This window comes from Paenibacillus lautus NBRC 15380 (assembly GCF_004000945.1).
Classification (GTDB): Bacteria; Bacillota; Bacilli; order Paenibacillales; family Paenibacillaceae; genus Paenibacillus_AQ; species Paenibacillus_AQ lautus.
This window is the reverse complement of sequence record NZ_BIMF01000020.1, coordinates 1-21,722: the sequence shown is the minus strand read 5'-3', so window position 1 is coordinate 21,722 and position 21,722 is coordinate 1. Positions and strand designations below refer to the sequence as shown.

Genomic DNA, 21,722 nt, shown 5'->3' with positions numbered 1-21,722 from the left:
TCGGGGCGATTGAAACATGTATTGGGACTTGTTCATGATGTTCATAAGTGTAGGCCTCGTGTCCTTTGGCGGCGGTTATGCGGTGATCCCGGTCATTCAGAAGGAGGTAACGGAAAAAGGGCTGCTGACTACGGCGGAATTCCAGCAGACCGTGGCGCTGGCCGGTATGGCGCCCGGTTCGATCGCCACCAATGCCGCTACGCTGATTGGCTATCAGTCCGCCGGCTATATCGGAGCCGCCGTCTCCACCGCGGGCATCATCCTGCCGTCGCTGGTTGTCATCGTGCTGCTCTCCGCTCTCTTCTATCGCATGCGGAGCAATCCATGGGTAAAATCTTCTTTATACGGCCTGCGTCCCGTAACGACAGGACTCATTGTATATGCAGCTATTCATTTTGGGTATCCCGATGAGGGCGAAGGGCTCATCCAGAGCCTCATTCCTACGCTGCTGATTTGCGGAGCCTGTTTATTTCTCTTGCTGAAGTACAAACTTCACCCGTTGTTGATTCTCCTAGTGGCCGGCGCTGCCGGCATTGTTTTATTCTAATTTGTAATAGGGAGGCGGGGAACAGACGGCTCAACACATACCCAAACGGTCCTCCTTCTTGTACATCGTGCACCCTGCTCCCTGTGCGCACAGTGCGTGGTCCGGGGCATGCTTGGATGGCTGTCGGCCGTGCGTGAATGATTGGACAAGGATGGCTTTCCAAACGCACGAATAACAAGCCGGAACCTTCATGGTCCGGCTTGTTTTCGTTTCCTTTTTATGGTGTCATCCGTTCAGAAATTCGTTTGGCCATCCACTCGTTTACGTCCCATAGATCCGTAACAGGAGCTCCTGTGAAGGGCAGCGCATGCATGTAACCGGAATTGGCAGGCCCGAATTCAGGCGTTATGCTGGTATAACTGAACCCTTGCTCTCTCCGGTATTGGACAATTCGTGTCCACCATGCTTCAAAGGCCGCAAGCTCCCGGCTATATTCAGGCGCCCCGGGATGGGGAACCTGCGGGCCCTGGGCATAGCCTACGCGCGCGTGAATATGGACGGTCCGGCGAATAGCGACCTCCATATCTTCCACATAATCCTCCAGCAAGGACTCGGTTACGCAGCACCAGTGGCTGAAATCGGCTGTAATGCTCAGCTCAGGGAACTCCTCAAGCAGGGTTCGCGTCGTCCATGGCGTGAACATCGCCCGCGATCGGTGGGTTTCATGGCCGATGGTGATGCCGACCTCTTGTTCCATCTTCAGTGCGGATTCGAAAAAACGAAATTGGTCCACAAGCTTCATACCGTCGCGGGCACTATGGGATACAATCAGCTTCGGATCGAAATCGGCAGCCCGGCGAACCTGCTCAGCGAAGGTTTCTTGATGGGGAACGGAGGTGACCACCTGTGCAATGTAATGAAGCTGCAGCTCGGCAAGCAGGTTTTTGAATTCGTGTTCCAGATCCCGAGGAGGCAGCGGGGCTTCAATCCCCGCGTAACCGGCTTGTGCAGCTCGCGTCAATTGGTCCCTGTAGCTTCCTTCCATGCCCCATAGGGCTTTATACAGCTGAATATTCAATTCGCGAATTCTCCCTTCCCCTTCAGGTTATTCGTTGACGAATTTCGTTCCGGCTATATTCTTCCCGCGGGCCAGCCACACCTTAAAGCCGGGGTTCTTATCCGGATAGACAAGCGCTTCCGTCGAGAAATACCGCATGGTGTAGCCGCAGCGACGGTACGGGCTAGTATTCGGCGCCGCGCCGTGAATGATGCGCGAATCGTGAAGCGAGCATTCTCCCGCTTCCAACTCGAAGTAAACCGCTTGAGACTCATCGACGGAACCGCTCTTGATTTGGGTGTCGAACAAATTGCTCGCCCGGTCCACTTCCTCATAATCGGAGAAACCGTTACGGTGCGTGCCCGGAATAACTCGCATGCATCCGTTTTCCTTCCAGCTGCGGTCGATCGCCAGCCATACGGTGATAATCTTGTCGAAGCTGCTTAATCTGCCATTCCAGTAGGCCGAATCCTCATGCCATGGCGTAGCACGTCCGACATGCGGATCTTTACAGATAAAATGGCTGGACCACAACCCGATATTCGGGCCGATGATCGGTTCAACCAGATCAAGCACCTCATCGGATAACAGAAAGTCCAGCAGCCTTTCGTCACGGAAATGCGGCGTATCCAGCTCGTCGGATAATTTGCTGCCCTTCTCCTCCAGCTGCTCTTCAAAGATGGATGTCAGAACCTGCATTTTTTCGGCACTAAACAGCGGTTTCTTGTACAAGTAGTACCCATGTTCCTTATAAAACTCAACTTCCTGTTTCGAAAGGGCTTGCGTTGTCATCCTCATAACCTCCAGTCAAGTAAGGATTTCGTTAACTGTGGTCATTATATCCCGGACGATCAGAGCCATACTGCGCATTCGTTAGGATAAATGCTGCATATCTTCGGTTATCTCAGCCTTGTTGCGGTACTGGCGGGGAGATATTCCTTTTCGCTGACGAAACACCCTTTCAAAATGCCCCAATGTATTAAAGCCGGAAGCGTAACAAATTTCGGTAACGGGCAGCGAGGATGCCTGCAGCAGCGATTCAGCGAATTGCATTCTGACATTTTGCAGATAACGTTGAAAAGACTGCCCCACGGATTTCGAAAAGCACTCGCTGAAATAAGTAGCCGAGTATTGGGCCTGGCCCGCTGCATCCTCCAATCTCAAATCCTCACGGAAATGATGATGAATGTAGATTAGAGCCTTTTGCAGGTTTAAGTTGAGCTGCCGATCTTTCGTCCCGTTCGTGGGCAGGAGGCGATTTGCGGCGCTGCCCCGATACAGATCCACCAACAGCCGCTGAAGCGTAGCCCGGATCGCGATCTCGCTGCCTTCCCGCCAGGCTCCGTTTTCCTCCCTCATCCGTTCATAGTCGGCGAATACCCCCGGGAGCTGCTTCTCCTCAAGCTGTGCTTGCAGCAGAAGCTTCCCACCGAATAACCAATGGTAGATGTGATCATCCATCATAGCCTCGGTGAAAATGACATTATAAATTTCAAGAGGTTCCTCTTTCAACGAAACCAGCTCATGAAAATCGGCTGGCGTCAGCAAGAAGATGGTTCCGGATGACAGCGGATACGAGGAACCGTTGAGCCTGTGCTCACCTTTTCCAGAAACCACATAACTCAGCTCGTAAAATTCATGCCAATGCAGCGGAATCGTCCCCGGATGGATGCCATGAAACACCTGAACAGGCGCGTGGGGCTGCAATTGGTAATCTTCATTGGTTAGCCTGGGAGGCTGCTTGGTTTGCACTAAAGACACTCCTTTTCATCGCAATGATTAAAGACGTGCACCATGTTGTCATATCATTCGCTTGCATACACTCGCTCGCTATTCCTATGATCCGTCTTCGCCGATCATTTGCAGCTCAATTTGTTTCATTTCGTAAAAATATCCCTTTTGTTCCATCAGCTCTGCATACGTGCCCGCTTCAATGACCCTGCCTTGGTCCATGACCAGAATCCGGTCCATCTCCTCCAAGCCGGTCAGCCGATGGCAAATCAGAACAAGCGTATCGTTAACCGCTTGCGCCAGCAGTTGCCGAAAAACACGCTGCTCCGTAACGTAATCCAGTGAAGACGCCGGTTCGTCCAGAAGCCATAGGCGTCCCTCTCGGAGCATCGCCCGGGCCAAGGCTAAGCGCTGCTTCTCTCCCTCCGACAAGTTCTCCCCTTTTTCATACACCCTATCGTCCAGGGACTTGTTCGGCAGCTGCACTTTATCCAGTATAACCGACAACGCTTGATCGGAATGATGTTCCTCATTCAGCAGCAGGTTGTCCCGAATGGTGCCCCGAAAGAAATGACTGTGCTGCAGCACAACCTTTGAGGCTTGCCAAATGCTCGTTTCATCCAGTTCCTTAACCGAAGTATCATTCAAACGAATCTGGCCGTCGGTCGGTAAACGCAGCTTGAGCAGCAATTCGATGAGGGTGGTTTTCCCTGATCCGCTCGGCCCGACAATGGCGGTTTTAGATCCCGGCGGTAGATAGAGGGAAATGTCTTTCAGCACTGGGCGCCATTCATCTTCATATTGAAATGAAACACCGCTCAGCTCAATGGAAACGGCCTTCTCGATAGAGAGGACACCGCTTGGCTGCGGCGGCTGCTTATCTGCGGCATGAACCGTTTCCGCAAGCCGAGCTGCCGCATGTTCGCTATCCAGCTTATAAGCAGGCAGTGTGGCCATTGGCGCAGCTTCTTCAAACACCGTAAGCGAAGCCATGACCAGCATGGCGAGAAATATGCCGGCCAGCGAGCCGTCCATAATCAAATAGGCGCCAAGAATCAGTACGCCCCATGAAATCAGATACGATACAAAAACATGCAGCGATTGTCCGCGCAGCAAATGCCGGGCTGCCGCTTGCTGTTCCGCTGCCAATGCAGCAGAGGTGCGCTGCAGCTGCTGCTCGCGCTTTTTCATTTGCCCGTATACTTTCAAATCGCGGAAACCGTAAAGCATTTCGGTCACTTCGGTGGATAGCGCCGCTCGTTCTTGGCGAACGCGGCCATATATCCTTCTCTGCCCAAGGAGAACAAGTCCCGGAACCACAAAAGCCGTTGCCAGCATCCCCAGCACAAACAAACAGGCAATCCAGAATGAAAAGGCGGAAGTAAACAAAACCGTAGCCAGAAACACCATGACAACCATGATAGGCGGATAGGCGACGCGCAGAAAGTAATGCTGTAAACTCTCTACATCCCCGACGATCCGTGCGAGCAGCTCTCCGCTCCGTTTTTTACCCAATATCCCTGGCGTCAAAGGAACCAGCTTGGCAAAAAAGGATGTACGCAAACGGCTGAGCAGAGAGAATGTCGCCCGATGGGAATACAAGCGTTCCGCGTAGCGGCTTGCCGCCCGCAGCAAACCCAGTATTTTTACCAGGGACGTCAGCACAATCAAGGTATAGAGCGGCGGGGCAAATACCGTCTGGGAGATCACATACCCGCTTGTGGCGAAGAGGCATACACCTGCGATGCCCGCAACGAATCCTCCGATAATGGCGATGGCAATATCCTTCCGTTCCTGAATCATCGCCTTGCTTAAAATAGCCAGCTCATTCATGCGAGTCCCCCTTTCCGCTGGGCATCCACCATGTCAGCATATTGGGGCAGACGCGCTAGAAGCTCATCATGTCGCCCGCTGTCCAGCAGCGCTCCGTTGTCCATAAACAATATCCGGTCGGCATGCCGTATCGTGTACAAGCGGTGCGCCACGGTAATCATGGTCGCTTTGCTTGCAAGCTCGGCAATGGACCGCTGTAGGACGCGTTCGGTGTGCAGGTCCAATCCGACGGTGGGCTCATCAAACAAAATAACGGCAGGCTGCTTCAAAAAAGCACGCGCCAGCGCCAGCCTTTGCTTCTCGCCGCCTGACAATCCCCGGCCCCCTTCGCCGACAAAGGTGTCATAGCCCTGCTCCAACTCGGCTGCAACCGCAGCAAGTCCGGCGGCCTCCGCCGCCTGCAGCACTTCGTCCCTGGAGACGTCCCTGCCCGCGCCAATCGCAATATTGTCGGCAAACGTGCCGGCAAAAATATACGGATGCTGGGTAATGTAGCTAACATGATCAAACCATGAAGCCTCATCGTATTGCGCAAGCGGACGTCCGTTCACCAGCACTTCTCCCGACGTTGGCGCAAGCAGCCCGGCAATAAGATGCAGCAAGGTGGTTTTGCCCGATCCGCTTTTACCGACGATGGCGATTTGCTCCCCTGGTCCAAACGACATGGAGCCGGCTGCAAGCTCGAAGGAATCCGGCGCATACCGAAACCGGACATCCCTCAGTTCGATGGTTGGCGGGATCCGAATCAAACCCTGATCGGATGCCCCAGGTTTATCCGCCGCATCCATCGGATCGTCCCCGTTTGTTCTGTCTTTTTTCCCGGCGCTCTCTTGTCCATCTGTCACTGCTCCTGCTTCCCTTGTTTCCGTGAGCATCTCCTCTACTTTACGGATGGCCCCCATGCTGGTACGACCGCTGTGAAAAGCAGTTCCCGTGTTTTTTAGCAGGCTGTAAAACTCGGGCACCAGCAGCAGGATCAAAAAGGCGGTATGGAAGGAAAGCGTTTTGAAAACCAGCAGCTGCAGCGCAAGCTCAAGCGCAACAACGCCAATGCTAAGCATGACGATGGATTCCAGCATGAAGGTGTTGGTAAACGCAATCCGCAAAATGCCCATCGTTGCATCCCGATAGCCAAGGCTGCTGCGTTCAATTTCCTGCTGCTGATGATCCGTCCGACCAAACAGCTTGAGCGAAACCAGCCCTTGAAGAGAGTCGAGAAACGTACCGGAAAACTCGGCCAGCTGTGCGAATTTCTCCTCCGATTTGTTCTTCGTTTTCAGCCCCACAAGCACCATAAAAATCGGGATAAAGGGGGCGGTAAACAGCATAATCAAGCCAGAATTTATATGCTCCGTAAAAACAATGACCAGAATCAGGACAGGAATGATGGCAGCTTCTATCATACGCGGCATATACTGGCTGAAATAACTGTCGGCCTCGTCCACGGCATCCAGCGCCACACTGACCTTTCCGCCCGTTTGTCCACGAAGTGTGGAAGCTACGGAAGCATGGGCCAGCTTACGCAGCACCGCTGCTCGCATCTCCGTCTTGGCACTGGCAGCCATGTGCAAGCCGATGATCCCGTTTCCATAAGACAGCAGCGTCCGCGCAGCCATCACAGCCAGCAAAGCGCCAAGTATGACACCAACCGACGAAAAGGAAGCCCGCTGCACAAAAATCCTCTGGACCGCTTCGGCGAGCAGCACGGCCTGGCCTGCCATGGCTGCACCGAGCCCAAGCGACATGAACCCCAAGAGAATCAACCGTTTTCTTTGTGCGGACATTTGCTCAGACAGCAAAGTGGTTTTCCCCTTCAACTAACTCCCCTCCTTTATACCAAACCGCTGCAAGGTGCTCCCAAATGAAGTGATACCCACACACGATTATTATTTTTTGCCTTTTACATAATCCGCATCAAACAGGAATAACCTGAAGACCAGTATAAGGGACGGAATCAGCAGGCAGAGACCGCCGATAAAGGCTGCCACAAGCGCAGCGCCCATCGACTCATGCGTGGCTCCGCTTTGAATCGTAATGTACGGATCCAGAATATAAGGATATTGCCCGATACCGTATGCAAAAAACGCACAGAAAAATTGCAGCATGACACAAATAAAAGCCAGTCCGTAGCGGCGGCCTTTGTACAGCAGCCATACGGCTATCATGAAAAAACCGACGGAAAGCGCCAGCAGCCACCATAAATCCATCATGTTTTGAAAATGCCGCTCATTATGTTGACTGAGGAAAATAAATGCCGTGAGCGCGGCAATGATGGTTGGCGTACTCCAAAACAGGGCATATGTCCGCACCAGCTTTAGCGCCGGCTGATCGTCCGCCCGGAAGGCGTAGAAGGCCAGGAACGACCCGCTTATAAACAGTACCGATACGATGGCCAACGCGACGATGCTCCACGACAACGGACTCGTCATCAGCGTCCAATATTCCAGAGAAACAGCTCCGCCCCTTTCCACAATAAAACCGCCTTCGGAAAGCGTTAATGCTACCGACAAGGAAGCCGGTATCAGCAAACCTGTGGCCCCATATAAAAACAGATACACGATATTTTCTTTGGAGCCGTAATTTTCAAACGCGTAAAAGGAGCCGCGGATCGCCAGCAGAATTATGGCGATGCTTCCCGGTATAAGCAGCGCAGAGCCATAATAATAGGCCGTGTCCGGAAAAAAACCGACGATGCCGATAAAGAAAAAGACAAAAAACACATTGGTAATCTCCCAGACCGGCGATAAATAGCGGGATATCAATCGATTGATCAGGTGGTCCTGCTTCGTCAGACGGGCATAGAAGGCAAAAAAACCAGCACCGTAATCAATGGAGGCAATTATTAGATAGCCGTATAAAAACAGCCAAAGAACGGAGATGCCTATCAACTCGTAATGGATCATACCGGCTCACCCTTTCCCGTGGATTGATCGCGTTTCTCTTTCACGAACTCGTCCAGCTCGGCTTCTGCCGGTTTATTACGGAACAAGCGTCTCAGTACAAAGACACACATGGTCCCCAGTACAATATACAATAGCAGGAAGAGGAAAAAGAGAATCCTTACATTCGGTGAAGTCGTAGCCGCCTCCTCTACGCGCATATATCCGCGGATAATCCATGGCTGCCGCCCGAGCTCCGCATAGAACCAGCCCATTTCAACGCCCAAAAATGCAAGGGGCGCACTAAAAACAATGGCCCGAAGCAGCCACTTGTTGAGCTCATTGCGTCTCTTCCAGAACAAAAACAGGAAATACAGGACCGCAACGGCCAACACAACAAAACCGATCCCGGCCATCAAATCAAACAAATAGTGGACAAGCAGCGGCGGCCTTTCATCAAGCGGAAACTCCTCCAGCCCCTTTACCTCGGCATCAAAGTCTCCGAAGGCCAGGAAGCTGAGCGCTTTCGGAATGTGGATGGCTCCCATGACCTCCCGTTCTGCATTAAGCCAGCCCAATAATATCAAATCCGCACCGCTTTCCGTTTCAAAATGCCATTCTGCGGCCGCCAGTTTCTCCGGTTGATGCTCCGCCAAAAACTTGGCCGACATATCCCCGGCTAAGGTTGTCAGCAAGCTGAACACCAGAACAACCGCCATCATGAGCTTCAATGCTTTCTTGTAATATGCCGAGGCCCCTTTTCTTAGAATCACGTAGGCTGCGATTCCTGCCAGCAGGGCAGCTCCCGTCAAATAGGCCGAGGTTAGTACATGGAATACTTTTGAAGGCGTCGCTGTATTCAACATCGCCTGCAGCGGGTTAACCCCCGTAAAGTGGCCTGCCTCCATGACAAAGCCTCCAGGCTGATTCATGAAACCGTTCACCGTCGTAATAAAAATAGCGGACATGCCTGCCCCGGCGACAATCGGAATCGTCAGCAGCCAATGGATATACGGGTTGCGGAACCGATCCCACGTGTACATATATATCCCCAGGAAAATGGCTTCAAAAAAGAATGCAAAAACCTCCATAAATAACGGGAGCGCAATGACATTCCCCGCCACTTGCATAAAATTCGGCCAAACAAGCGCAAGCAGCAAGGAGATCGCCGTTCCAGTCACCACGCCAACCGCCACCGAAATAACGAACCCTCGCGTCCATCTTTTGGCCATGAGCGTATAATGGGGATCCTTCTTACGTATACCGACAAATTCGGCAATGGCAATCATTAACGGAACACCCACGCCAACCGTGGCAAAAATGACATGAAACGCCAAGGTTAGCCCCGTCAGCCATTTGCTCCACAGCACCGTATCTATAACCACGAGATACTGCCTCCTTTCAAACTCTGTTCATTCGTTGATCGGGATTGACCCTAACCATACATACCCGATAATTAAACGTTATTATAACGAAGCCATGTCTCAAATGAATCACGAAAGCCTCTCGTTCAACAAACAATCGAATCTTTCCGACAACTCGGTGAAAAACAAGAAAATCACTCCATCGAGTCATTGTACTATTAACCGATGTATGGTATTTGAAGCTGCATGCTCATCTACTCGTACATTCGATAAAAAAGAAAAAGTCCCCGTAAATACGGGGACCAGGCACTCTTCTTTGAATGAAACAACCGACTCTATGTTTTTCTATTTATTCGGACGCACTTTCTGCAGGTCTGACCGTAGATTCTCTTACGATAAGCTCAGGGTCAATCCGAACATTGCCCCCGCGTTTCATCGTACCATCCATGCGCTTCAGCAGCATATCCGCTGCGGCAAGCCCAATCCGGTCAGTAGGCTGCCGAACCGTTGTCAAATGGGGGCGCAGCTTGGACGAGATATACTGATCATCATAACCGACAATGGCTACCTGTTCGGGAACCCGGATGCCCTCTTCCAGAAGAGCGTTCATGACTCCGAGCGCGATATTGTCATCGCCTGCGAATACGGCGGAAGGAAGTCGTCCTTCCCGCAGCCATTTACGGCAGACATCATAGCCAAAGTCGATTTCGAAATCGCCCGTAATCATTTCGAACGGCGCCAGGCTTCTTTCCTCAAGCGCCTGCAGAAAGCCGCTGCGGCGTTCTCTCGTACTGCGGAACATATCCTGCCCGCTGATATGCGCAATGGAGGTATGGCCGAGATCAAGCAGGTGCTTCGTTGCGGCATAACCGCCTTTGTAGTTGTCTATAGTGACGGAATAAGCGTCATTATCCGGCTTCTGGTTGTCTATCAGGACATAAGGGATATTCCGCCGTTTCAATTCCACGATATAGTTGTCTTCTTCCATCGGTGAGAGCAGAATCAGTCCGTCCACGCGGTCTTCCTGAATCAGATAATGGGCTTCGTCGGAGCCTATGCCCGTAGAGACCGAAATGGCGAGGAAATAACCGTGAAGTGCCAGCACCTCATTCAGCTCCTTCACCACAGCGTCGAAGAAAGAGTCCTGAAGGGTGGTCACAATCAACCCGACGATCCCTGTCTTACCGCGGGCTAAACTCCGGGCAGCCGCATTGGGACGGTAATCAAGCTCCTTGATGGCTTCCAGAACCTTAAGTCTGTTTTTCTCTCGAACCGATTCGGCACCGTTTAAGACACGTGAAACCGTCACGACGGACAGTCCTGATTTTTTGGCTACGTCAAATATACTAACCTTCATTGTTTATACTCCTTGCGGCAGATTTTCCGTACGTTTACATTGACTTAACACTAGTATACATGCACGGAGGCCTGGCCGCGAAGCTAATTTAACAAAAGCACCGCCCCTTTCGGGACTTTACGATAGTTTGTTTTAACGTTTGATAATTTCCATGACTTTTTTCTGGATCGTCGGCATCACTTCTTCAACGGTCTTATGTCCGGTATCGATCGGCTGCATTTCGTTGATGAACATGTCGTTAATCTGCGAATAGTTGGTGATCAGGTGATTGTAGGATTCAAAGCCGTATTTGACAGCGCCTTCGTAAACCTTTTTCACATCTTCCGGATCGATGCCCTCAAAATGCTTGTAGTAAGCCTCGGCTGCCTTCGTATTGACAGGAGGGTTGCCGCCGCTCAGGTCAATGGATTTTTCCTGAACTTCATCGCTGACCAGATATTTGATCCATTCAAAAGCTTCCTTCGGATGCTTGGAATCTTTCAGAATAAAGAGTGGATCGACGAACAGCACGCTGCGGATCTTGTCGTTGCCGCCGGCAGGAACTGCAGCCACGCCGACCTTGAACGGGAAGTCATTGGAGCCGGCCAGGCTCCAGGAACCGCTGACGGTCATGCCAATCTTGCCGGTTACGAATGCATCGCCATTTTGCCCGGCTACGCTCTTGCTCCATTCCGTCGTCGGGGAAACCTTATCTTTCAAAATCAGGTCAAACAGTTTGTTATAGGTTGCGATCACTTCAGGAGAATCGAAATGAGTCTCTGAAGGCACGCCGCCGTTAGTCCAGGTATCCTGGGAGTATGGCTCAACGCCGAAATACAGCGGGCGCATATCGCGTTCGGACCATGTGAAGTCGACGCCATACTGTGTTTTAGCGATATCGTCGGATACATGAGTCATTTTCTTTGCATCTTCGACCATTTTGTCAAATGTCCAGCTCTTGTCCTCGTAATCGCTTGGAGGATAAGGAACATTAGCAGCATCGAACATGTCTTTGTTATAGAGCATGAGAGTCACATACATATTGACCGGAATGCCGTATACATGGTCTTTGACGGTATAGATTTCCATGAGGTCATCCGGGATGCTGTAATCGGATGCTTTAAATCCGTCTTCTTTTATGATGTCGCTCATATCAAGCAGCATGTCTTTATTGAAATATTCCGCAAAGCCGCCGTAGCCATAGTGGCTTGTCACGTCAGGCGATTTACCGCCGGCGATCAGCGTTTGCAGCTTGCTGTCGAACTGCTCGTAAGGAGCCTTTTCTATTCTGACCTTGATGTTAGGGTGCTTGGCTTCAAAGTCCGGAACCAGCTTTTCAATAAATGTGCGGTCTTCCGAATCCATCGTGTAATGCGTAATCGTTACTTGCTCGCCTGCAGAGCCGGCGCTGTCGCCTTTGCCTGCGGGAGCCACTTCTCCCGCTGATTTGCCGCCGCTGCAGCCGGACAATGCCAATACGACGAGCATGCTGAATGCAAGCAGAATTGCATAGGTCTTTTTGGTCCTTCTTTTTTTCATGATCTACAATCCCCCATATACTCAAGTTTTTTGCCGCCGCTGCGGCGGGGTCTTTACTTGATGCCTGTAAGTACAATTCCTTCAACGAATCGCTTCTGGGCTATCGCAAATAAGGTGACGATCGGCAGCATGGCGAGCACGGAGGCAACCATGAGCAGATGCCACGGCGGAATGCGAAACCGCGACGAGGTGAAGGAAGACATACCGACTGGAAGCGTAAATTTATCCGATGAGCTTAGATAGAGCACGGGTGTTAGCAGGTCGTTCCAGCTGTAAATAAAGGCAAAAATCGCAACGGTTGCAAGTGCCGGACCAGACAGAGGCAAGGCAATCCGCCACCACATCCGCAGCTCGCCGCAACCGTCCATGCGTCCGGCGTCAAACAGCTCATCCGGAAGTGTGGAAAAGAACTGGCGCAGCAAAAAGATGTTGTATGCCGAGCCGAAAAATGCAGGTACGATCAGCGGCAAGAACGTATCGATCCAGTTCAGCTTGGAAAAAAGAATGAACTGCGGAATCATAATCGCCGGATAAGGAAGCATCATGGTGCTGAGCATCAGCATGAACCACAGGTTGCTGCCCTTGCCCCGGTATCTGGCGAAGCCGTAGCCTGCCAGCGCCGACGACAACAGGGTGCCGACTACGGTCAAAGTGCCGATAATGAGACTGTTCATGTACATTTGACCAAAATTCAGCGTTTCGAAAATTTCCTTGTAGTTGCTCCACTGCCAGGACTCCGGCAAAAAGGTCGGAGGAAACCTCAGTAGTTCCTTCTTCGATTTCAGCGAGGTCGAGACCATGAAAAACAAAGGCAGGAGCATGAGAAAGGTGGTGACCACCAAGGCAATAAAGCTGGCAATGCTTATTGCATCGATTTTGCGCCGACGTTTATTCGTAGAAGGTGAAGTCGAAGGACTGGCTGCCGGAATGATACTCATCTGCGTCCGCCTCCTTCATAATGAACATAACGGTTAGAGAACTTCATAATTAGTGCCGTAAACAGCATGACAACGATCAACAGAACCCACGCGAGAGCGGAAGAGTATCCGGCCCGGTATTCTTTGAAGGCACTGGTATACAGGTTGTAAACATAGAACCATGTCGAGTAGTTGGGACCGCCTTGGGTCATAACGTACGCTTGGGTAAATACCTGGAAGGAGTCAATGACCCCCATAATCAGCTGGAACAATAGCACTGGTGAAATCATGGGAAGCGTCACATTCAGAAAAATCCGGAAGCGTCCCGCACCGTCAAGCTTGGCAGCCTCCACGAGACTTGCAGGTACACTCATGAGCCCCGCGAGGAACAGAATCATGCCTGAGCCTACTGTCCAGAAGGACATAATCATCAAAGCGTAAAGTGCATAATCCGGACTCATGAGCCAAGACGGGCCACGGATGCCGAACCAGGACAGAACGTAGTTGAACAGGCCGATCGATGGATTAAAGATCCAGTACCACAGCAGTGACATCGCCACGCCGGATACCATGCTCGGAAAGTACATGGCGGTCCGAAAAAATCTGCGGAACGGTATTTTCGTATTGAGCAAGAGCGCAAATCCGAGTGCCAGCAGCAGTTGGATCGGTACGCTTATAAACGTATACCGCACCGTTACCCCAACGGATTTCCAAAACAGATCATTGTGAAACATTTCGATGTAATTCGCCAGGCCGACATATTTCGGCGGGTGGATAATGTCATAGTCCGTGAAGCTGTAATAAAGGGATGACAGAATCGGATACAAGGCAAACACCATGAAACCGATAAGCCATGGAGCGATGAAGAGGTACATGTATAACGTCTGCCGCCGGCTTTCGCGATGGGTCACGTAAACACCAACCTTTCTTTTTATTATGAAAATTATAACGCTTTAACTTTCAATATAAAGTTTTCCCTGTTTCAAGGCATTCATAGGATGATGTATACATTAAAGTTAAAGTGCTTTAATTTTCCATATCGGTCTGATGACATTATCATAGAGGATGATTTCCCAATTATCAACTCTTTTTTTGAAGAAATGAAAGCGCTGCATTGATTGCAGCCGCCGACACCATTTGGTGGGCAGTGTGAGTTTGCTACTGTTCCCCGGCCTGGAGAAGATTTGATTTATAATTGTTATGTTGGTCGGTCTGTACGTGGGTTTGGAGGACCCTCTGGTTTTGATCGAGGGCATCAATCATTTTCCTCTAGCTTTCTCAAATCAAAATAAAAAGAACAGCTTCACATTGGAAGCTGTTCTTAGTAATTTAAACAGTGTATGTACTCAATTTCCTGACCTCATTCATGAAACCCAGTTTGGTCATTTCATCAATTAGAAAGTTTAGTAAATCAAGCCCATGCTCAAGCGAGACTTGTTCCTGAAGATCACGAATACAGGCAAGTTTACTCTCCAAGGATGCACTTTCAAAGAAACGTTTAACCTCAACTAATAGATTATCCCACTCCTCATTCAGTTCAAAAGTTCCATGCGAATCTTCATTGCTAATCCCCTTAACACCAATTCCATTTTTAGTGATGATTGCAACGTCACGTGAACGAATCTGCATGAGCTTTTGTTTATACTGTTGAACGCTTTCGAATGGTTGAAGATCGAATCTTTCTTCGATTCTTTTATAAAAATATCCTTCCTCCGCGGTTTGCTCTTCATGCTTCTCATCATCTTCCTGGTCGAGACTGAAAATGTTTTTAACCGTGATAAGCAATCTTAGAAAATCTCTTATGTTATTAGCGATTATTTTTGCGCTATATTCTGAATCACCAATACGCAGTGGTTCAAAAAGTACAATGGGTGCATTTTCAAGATCATCAATCGTGCTAAACTCCGTAATGAATCCACAGTAGCTATCAACACGGGTGAACGTCATTAACACCATATCAATAGGTGCGCTAGCATAAGAAAAATAATCATTTTCTTCCGGAGAATAGGAAAAACTTAATCCAACTAAGTCAGCAAATACTTCTCCTGTCTCTGCTTCAATTTCTTCTTCCAGTTCACGCAACATGACCAGTGTTTGAGGCAACTCATAATTACCCGTTCGAATGGATTTCATTTTTATTTATCTGTCCTTTTTAAAGTAATATGTATCACTGATTAATTCTGCTTAAGATTATAATTTTCCTTTTTTAGGATTAAACAACTCTGTGAATAGTTGGATGAGCATCTCTTAACCTTTACCAAAGAATTTGATCAAACTAGTCTTTATTCTGTCTCATTTATAACCATTACTCACACCACCTTCCGATGCTATTCCTTTGAACAATGGCCCGCGCGCTCTCCGAAATAGGCATAGATACAGATTCGGCATGCCCCCTTTTTTACAATTAAAAAACCTTCCAGTGATCGAATGACGATCATTGGAAGGTTTCCGTTTCTCAGATTCTAGAAGACTACAACCCTGCAGCTATTTATTTGCGAACCACAGTATAGCCTTTATCCTTAAGCAGCTTCACGATGCCGTGCTCACCCAGATAGTGCGCTGACCCTACCACAATGAAATACTCTTCGTTTTTGCCGTTTTTCAAATATCCATCGATTTTGTCTGCCATGCCGATGTTGCGGTCGATCAGCATCGCTTTGTTATATTCCTCGTCACCCGATATGCTGTTTGTAAACTCGAGCAGCTGCTCATCATTGCCCGTTTTCCACATTTCGGCCATCTGGTTCACGCTCTCATCCAGCACGTCAAAGTTATCGAGGGCGGTATTGAGGTTTTTCTCCTGCAGCTCTTTGGAGAAGTTATCAAACATGCCCAGCTGGGATTCATAAGTTTCCAGTTCCAGAATCGGCACTTTGCGTTCAATGGCCTTCTGGATGAAATACAGGTCGATTCCAGCTGATGCGTCGTACCCGGCTTTCACGGATTTCAGACTACTAATTGTGGTTTCGGCAACCCAAGGCTTGAATGCATCGAGTGCATTCGGCTGCATGCCACTTTGCTTCAGAATTTCGCCCAGCTTGGCATAGGTCTCACTGGATACATGGTCCTTCAAGGTTGTCCCATCCTGATACATGCCCAGATCCATGATCAGTTTCTGCTGCTCCTCATCAGCCGCTTTGCTGATATCAATCTCGACACCCAGATAGTCCGCCTCAGCAAACGCTTCTTCAAACTCCGGACGCAGCGGGTAGAAGCTGTCATCCGCGATGTGCATGGAGCCTACCAGGTACACCGTATTCCCGTTGCTCTCCACTTCCCACATGAAGCCGCGGCCACCCGCTTGCACGGTTTCCGTGTCTTTGGAAACCAGCAGAACGGCGCGAGTCTTCGCATCCCAGCTAACCTTATAACCCGCAGCGTCCCCAACAACCCGAATTGGCGCATAGGTTACGCCATTGATTCGTTTCAGTTTGCCTTTCAGGGTAATGGTTTTACCATCCACGACCACAGTAATGGTGTCATCTGCTGCACCCGTCAGTTGCACGTCCAGAGCCTGGAGTGTTGTTCTGAGCGGAACAAGCGTTGTGCCCTTATCTATCATCGGTGTGCCAAGCGAATATTGAACAACTTGGTTATCGACTTTTACTGCCGGCTGCTGTGGCGCTGCCATGGCAGGCACTGCCGAAGTGAGCAAACCAACCGAAATCGCGAGGGACAAGAGCATTTTTTTCCAGCTTTTCATTTATGTAATCTCCTTCATTCTCGTGTGGTTTTGAAAAAACTTAGTTTGTGTCAAAGAATAACCGCCATTGTGCTTCATTTATGATCAAAGATTGATGAGGGTTCGCCATACCGATATTGTCGTTATGGCGAACCCTTATCTTCTACTTTCTTGCTTTCAGCAGACCATAACTTCTTGTACTGCCTATGCTTACATCTTATAAGCCTTCATCGCTTTTCTAAGCTCCTTGAATGTAGGGCGCTTGCCGTACATCAGGACACCGGTGCGATAGATTTTCGCAGCCAGCCAGCCGAAGACGAGAATGGCTACGACCAGGATCGCCAGCGAGAGCAGGATCTCCCATACTGGAATGTTACCAAGTCCGATCCGTACCAGGATCGTGGTCGGCGAGATGAACGGGATGTAAGTAGACACCTTCATCAGCATCGAGTTCGGAGCGCTTAAGCTAAAGATCGCGATATAGAACGCCACCAGCGACAGCATCGTGATCGGCATGACCGCCTGCCCCAAATCCTCGGTACGGCTGACAATCGAACCAATGGCCGCGTAGAGCATCGCATACAAGAAATAGCCAAGGATGTAGAAAACCAAACCGAACACCAGCAGCATCGGGTCTATCGCTGTCAGATCGAGATTCATGTCCTTCAATGTATCCATATTGTGCGGCAGCATCAAGTTCACGGCGGCCACAACTCCAAATGCCGCGATCTGTGACAGTCCCAGCAGGAACATGCCGATAACCTTACCAAACATTTGGCTCAGCGGAGATACGCTTGTAATCAAGATCTCCATAATGCGGGAGCTCTTCTCTGTCGTTACTTCTGAAGCAATCATGTTACCTGTTCCCATCAAAGTGAAGAAGAATAGAATAATCAGTGCATACACGACGATGTAGTTAATTACCTCGGAAGCCCCTTCCTTCTCTCCGGAAGCTCCGCCCGCGTTACCTGTTTCTGTAGGGTCGATACCCCGAGTGTCGATTTGAACCGGCGTATTCAGCTCATTGATCTGCGTTTCGGACAAATCAAGTCCGTCTACAATGCTGCGCGTCTTCGCCACTTGCAGAGCTGCTTGCAGATTGGATTGCAGTTCCGGGCTCATAGCCTCATCTTCAGAGCTGTAGACCACGGTCGGGAACGTATTGCCTTCTTGCGCTTCGAATTTCAGATAACCTTCGATTACGCCACCTTTAATATCCTTATTCAGAGCGGCTTCATCAGCCGTTTCGTATTTTACCAATTCATAGGAGGTTGTCGGCAGGTTACTCCAGGTAGTCTCCAGTTGTTCAGCGAGCGTCTGCTCCTGTCCGTATACCAGACCGATGCGTGTGGTTTCTTCAGAGCCTGCTTTATCTCCCGTAAACATTTGAATCAGAAAAGGAAGATTGATCCCGATCGTAATAATGAGTGCAAAAATCAACGTTGAAACGAGAAAGGACTTCGTTCTTACTTTATTCATGAATGTAAATCGGATAACGGTCCACATATTATTCATTGGATTCACCTACCGCCTTTATGAAGATTTGATTGAGTGTCGGCTCCTTCACTTCAAACCGATGGATCGTGCTTTGCGACATGGCTGTATTCAAAATGTTTTGCGCTGCATCAACCTGGCTGATCCGGATGGAGTAGCCGTCCTCTGTTCGCTCCACAGCCGTTACGCCAGGCAGGGCTTCAAGGCCCCGGACTTCACCGGACGTACCGAGCACCACTTCTTCACGAGGATACTTGGATTTGATATCCTTGAGATTCCCCTTCACTACCGTGTTGGAGCGATGCAGTATGGTAATGTTCTTACACAACTCCTCGACATGTTCCATCCGGTGGGTGGAGAACAGAATGCTCGTGCCCTTATCGCGAAGTTCTTTTACCGTTGATTTCAGAAGTTCGACGTTCACTGGATCCAGTCCGCTGAAGGCTTCGTCCAGAATCAGAATTTGCGGGTCATGGACAACCGCTGCGATAAAGCCCATTTTTTGCTGGTTACCCTTGGAGAGCTCTTCAATCTTCTTATCGTAATAGTCAGGTACTTCAAACCGTTCCAGCCAGTATTTCAGACTCTTATCCGCGTCTTTCGCGGACATGCCCCGCAGCTGTGCCAAGTAGGAAATCTGCTCGCTGACTTTCACTTTCGGGTATAACCCGCGCTCCTCCGGCAAATAACCCATAATGTGACGCAGTTCTTTGTTATACGGCTTGCCGTTATACAGGATCGTTCCGTCATCCGGGTAGATCAACCCAAGCACCATCCGCATGGTGGTTGTTTTGCCGGCGCCGTTCGCACCAAGCAGTCCGTAGATTTCACCTTCCTCAACCTGAAGCGAAATCCGGTTTACCGCCGTTTTGTCTGCATAAATCTTAACTACATTGTCTAATTGCAAGCGTTGCATATCGTAAAAACCCCTCTCTATCCTAGTTCTGCACGTTGGCAGGAATGTTTCCGTCAATCCATAATCGAAGCACTTCATCCAGCTCCAGGGAACGGGTCTGAATGAACGGTATGCCTGCAGACTGCAGGATCTTCTCCACTTCCAAGCATTCCGTTGTTATAAAAGAAATCGTAGTCGCTGTCTCTTGTTTGCAACTCAGAATACCCGGCAGCTCCTCGACAATGGAGGTATCCCCTTGGACCCAGCACTCCTTCCAGTTATCCAGGAGCGAATCCTTCTCCACCATGCCCAGCAGCTTCCCATGATGGATGAGAATGACGTAGTCCGCCAGACGCCGGATTTCATCCACCACATGGGTGGAGAGCACAATCGTTGTATCCATGGACTTCATCACTTTCTGCAGCTGATCGATCATCAGCTTCCAAGCGAAAGGATCGAGGCCGGAAGAAGGTTCATCCAGCAGCAAAAACTTGGGCCTAGGGGCAAGTGCAGCGGCGATCTCGAACTTGCGTCGTTCCCCTTTGGACATCTTGCGAAGTTTTACGCCCCGCGGGACATCGAACCGGGATAGCAGCTCATCGAAAAAATAACCGTCCCAAGTGTCATACCAGGATGCGCGAAAGCTGGCAGCCTCATCTACCGTCATATGCTGTTCCTCTACGCTCAGCTGTTCGGGAACGAATCCCATTTGTTTACGGATGGAGACGGGAAGCTCTCCCCGGTAAGACTCACCGAACCAGGTGATCTCCCCTTCGTCCGGAAACACGGTCTGCATCATCATGTTCAGCAAGGTGCTTTTTCCCGAGCCATTTGGTCCCACCAGGGCAACGATATACCCTTGAGGGATCGATAATTGGATCGGACCGATGGTTTTCGTTTTCCGTCGTTTTATGACATTACGAAATTCAATAACATGCGGTTCCATGGAATGTTAGCGACCTCCTTTTGCGTCATATTTTTCCCGAATAACTTCCATGAACAGTTCTTTCATTTCATCTTCATTAAATTGAACGGCAAGCCCTTTATCCACTGCCATCCTTAACGCCTCAATCACCGCGTCACGTTTATATTGTTCACGGGCCTGGTCGCCGACACCAGCAACAAAAGTTCCCGTACCTTGTCTTGTTCGCAGCAACCCTTCATTCTCAAGATCCTGATACACCCTGCGCACCGTAATAACGCTACACTTCAGATTCCCGGCAAATTCCCTAATGGATGGCAATAACGTTCCCTCCTCGATCTGACCGCTAATAATGAGCGAGCGCAGCTGTGTTTCAATCTGGTGATATAAAGGCTCTGCGCTATTTTCATTGATCTGTATCAGAAGTCGCACCTTTTACCACCTCGCTTTTCTTTGTACATAAACCCGTGCCATTGCATGCCATACGGATTCATCTTCATATCCTTCATGATAAATCCCGGGACTGCTGCCGAATGTAGGTTAATTTGCTCATAAGCAGCATAGACGCCAATCCCGCAATCAACGAACCCCACATCACCGGAGATAACAGGCCCCATTTCATGGCGGCGTTCGCTACGAAATGGAATATGCTGTATCCCAGCAGACTCAGTACAGCGACCGTTCCGGCAATGAGCAGATTCAGAAGAACGGTGTTCCTAAGATACACTTTGCCGCTGCACATATGTTCCCAGTAAATATAAGGTCCCGTTAATAAAAATCCAACCCCAACCCATGTCAACATAAAGGCGATATAGTTTGGAATATCCATCACGCCTCTCAGGTGATTCCCTATAGCGTAAATGATTCCATAAAACACGATGCTGTTGATGGCGAAAGCGATCAGGGTATTAATGATCCGACTAACAAAAATCGCGGAAGCCGGCACCGGTATGCTCCGGTAAAAGTACAGCATTCGGGTGTATGAATCCTCGTTCAAATATTTGAAGGACTTTCTGTTAAATAAAAATCCTACAAAAGGAGCAAACAGCACCATGATAAAATCGACAAATGGGTTATTGTATTCGTCTAGATGCTCAAACTGAACGTTTATGACAACGCTCGTGGCAAACCCCATGTACAGCATGAACAGTATCGTCCATATGATTTGGAGCTTATCGCTAGCGAAGTCTTTCTTCACGATCTTCATCGCATTATGGAAAACCTGTTGCAATGCGTCTCACCCTTTCATTTCTTCATATATTCATTTCGTTATCATCGCAGTTTAAGTTTTACTGTGCTTAGTGTGATTACTGTGCTCACTGTATATATCTTTATACACAGTATATAGTGTGTATATAAACAGTGTCAATAGAAGTTGTAAAAAAATTCCCGTCAGAGGCTTCCTGTCGGGTGCCACCCTCCCTGCTTGCGGCTCATTCATGAGCTTCCCTGTGCAAGGGGAGTGTAGCCGTGGAGGAGACCTGGCGTTCGCCTTTGAAACCGGGAAACAACTCTCTTATCTCATCACAGTTTCCTGGTTTCAACAGCGACCGGAGCGGATACACTCCCCCACCTCTGCCCTCACA

Annotated in this window: 19 protein-coding genes; 1 reads left to right on the top strand and 18 read right to left on the bottom strand. The window is 49.6% G+C overall.

The genetic code is table 11. The annotated features are described in order from the left end of the window. Nucleotides 1-16 precede the first annotated feature (16 nt). Nucleotides 17-547, top strand: coding sequence for a chromate transporter (locus tag PLA01S_RS25565; protein ID WP_127594600.1), 531 nt, complete (start codon nucleotides 17-19; stop codon nucleotides 545-547). A 217-nt stretch (nucleotides 548-764) separates the two neighbouring features. Here PLA01S_RS25565 and PLA01S_RS25560 read toward each other — a convergent pair whose 3' ends face one another. From PLA01S_RS25560 to PLA01S_RS25475, 18 genes are all read right to left on the bottom strand, one after another. After that, nucleotides 765-1,565: a sugar phosphate isomerase/epimerase family protein gene (locus PLA01S_RS25560; RefSeq protein WP_127594599.1), complete on the bottom strand. Its 801-nt coding sequence runs from the start codon at nucleotides 1,563-1,565 to the stop codon at nucleotides 765-767. 27 nt (nucleotides 1,566-1,592) lie between these two features. Then, entirely contained in the window at nucleotides 1,593-2,336 is a 744-nt protein-coding gene (locus PLA01S_RS25555) for a phytanoyl-CoA dioxygenase family protein (RefSeq protein ID WP_127594598.1), read from the bottom strand. A gap of 81 nt (nucleotides 2,337-2,417) precedes the next feature. Then, complete coding sequence (locus tag PLA01S_RS25550; RefSeq protein WP_127594597.1) at nucleotides 2,418-3,296, bottom strand: AraC family transcriptional regulator; 879 nt, start codon at nucleotides 3,294-3,296, stop codon at nucleotides 2,418-2,420. Between the two features lie 84 nt (nucleotides 3,297-3,380). Continuing rightward, nucleotides 3,381-5,108, bottom strand: a complete 1,728-nt coding sequence (gene cydC, locus PLA01S_RS25545) for a thiol reductant ABC exporter subunit CydC (protein WP_127594596.1) — start codon at nucleotides 5,106-5,108, stop codon at nucleotides 3,381-3,383. After that, the gene (gene cydD / locus PLA01S_RS25540) at nucleotides 5,105-6,925 is read right to left on the bottom strand and encodes a thiol reductant ABC exporter subunit CydD (protein ID WP_127594595.1); all 1,821 of its coding nucleotides are present in this window, start codon (nucleotides 6,923-6,925) and stop codon (nucleotides 5,105-5,107) included. The genes cydC and cydD overlap by 4 nt, the downstream gene beginning before the upstream one ends. A 69-nt stretch (nucleotides 6,926-6,994) precedes the next feature. Beyond that, nucleotides 6,995-8,011: a cytochrome d ubiquinol oxidase subunit II gene (locus tag PLA01S_RS25535; protein WP_127594594.1), complete on the bottom strand. Its 1,017-nt coding sequence runs from the start codon at nucleotides 8,009-8,011 to the stop codon at nucleotides 6,995-6,997. Next, a complete protein-coding gene (locus PLA01S_RS25530; RefSeq protein WP_127594593.1) occupies nucleotides 8,008-9,372 on the bottom strand; it encodes a cytochrome ubiquinol oxidase subunit I in 1,365 nt (454 codons plus the stop codon). The genes PLA01S_RS25535 and PLA01S_RS25530 overlap by 4 nt, the downstream gene beginning before the upstream one ends. Before the next feature lie 328 nt (nucleotides 9,373-9,700). After that, on the bottom strand, nucleotides 9,701-10,708 hold the full coding sequence (locus tag PLA01S_RS25525) for a LacI family DNA-binding transcriptional regulator (RefSeq protein WP_127594592.1): 1,008 nt from the start codon (nucleotides 10,706-10,708) through the stop codon (nucleotides 9,701-9,703). A 132-nt stretch (nucleotides 10,709-10,840) separates the two neighbouring features. Further along, complete coding sequence (locus tag PLA01S_RS25520) at nucleotides 10,841-12,226, bottom strand: ABC transporter substrate-binding protein (protein ID WP_127594591.1); 1,386 nt, start codon at nucleotides 12,224-12,226, stop codon at nucleotides 10,841-10,843. Between the two features lie 53 nt (nucleotides 12,227-12,279). Next, on the bottom strand, nucleotides 12,280-13,164 hold the full coding sequence (locus tag PLA01S_RS25515) for a carbohydrate ABC transporter permease (protein WP_127594590.1): 885 nt from the start codon (nucleotides 13,162-13,164) through the stop codon (nucleotides 12,280-12,282). Continuing rightward, nucleotides 13,161-14,018 (bottom strand): carbohydrate ABC transporter permease, encoded by an 858-nt coding sequence (locus PLA01S_RS25510; RefSeq protein ID WP_127594671.1) that lies wholly within the window; start codon nucleotides 14,016-14,018, stop codon nucleotides 13,161-13,163. Before PLA01S_RS25510 ends, PLA01S_RS25515 begins: the two co-directional genes overlap by 4 nt. 454 nt (nucleotides 14,019-14,472) lie before the next feature. After that, nucleotides 14,473-15,276, bottom strand: a complete 804-nt coding sequence (locus tag PLA01S_RS25505; protein WP_127594589.1) for a hypothetical protein — start codon at nucleotides 15,274-15,276, stop codon at nucleotides 14,473-14,475. Nucleotides 15,277-15,631: 355 nt separating this feature from the next. Further along, a complete protein-coding gene (locus PLA01S_RS25500; protein WP_127594588.1) occupies nucleotides 15,632-16,846 on the bottom strand; it encodes a TraB/GumN family protein in 1,215 nt (404 codons plus the stop codon). Nucleotides 16,847-17,035: 189 nt separating this feature from the next. Next, nucleotides 17,036-18,340, bottom strand: coding sequence for an ABC transporter permease (locus tag PLA01S_RS25495; protein WP_127594587.1), 1,305 nt, complete (start codon nucleotides 18,338-18,340; stop codon nucleotides 17,036-17,038). Further along, the gene (locus PLA01S_RS25490; RefSeq protein ID WP_041621923.1) at nucleotides 18,333-19,235 is read right to left on the bottom strand and encodes an ABC transporter ATP-binding protein; all 903 of its coding nucleotides are present in this window, start codon (nucleotides 19,233-19,235) and stop codon (nucleotides 18,333-18,335) included. The genes PLA01S_RS25495 and PLA01S_RS25490 overlap by 8 nt, the downstream gene beginning before the upstream one ends. 22 nt (nucleotides 19,236-19,257) lie before the next feature. Beyond that, nucleotides 19,258-20,160, bottom strand: a complete 903-nt coding sequence (locus PLA01S_RS25485; protein ID WP_127594586.1) for an ABC transporter ATP-binding protein — start codon at nucleotides 20,158-20,160, stop codon at nucleotides 19,258-19,260. Nucleotides 20,161-20,166: 6 nt separating this feature from the next. Beyond that, complete coding sequence (locus tag PLA01S_RS25480; protein WP_127594585.1) at nucleotides 20,167-20,568, bottom strand: GntR family transcriptional regulator; 402 nt, start codon at nucleotides 20,566-20,568, stop codon at nucleotides 20,167-20,169. 73 nt (nucleotides 20,569-20,641) lie between these two features. Next, a complete protein-coding gene (locus tag PLA01S_RS25475) occupies nucleotides 20,642-21,343 on the bottom strand; it encodes a hypothetical protein (RefSeq protein WP_246059848.1) in 702 nt (233 codons plus the stop codon). Nucleotides 21,344-21,722 lie beyond the last annotated feature (379 nt).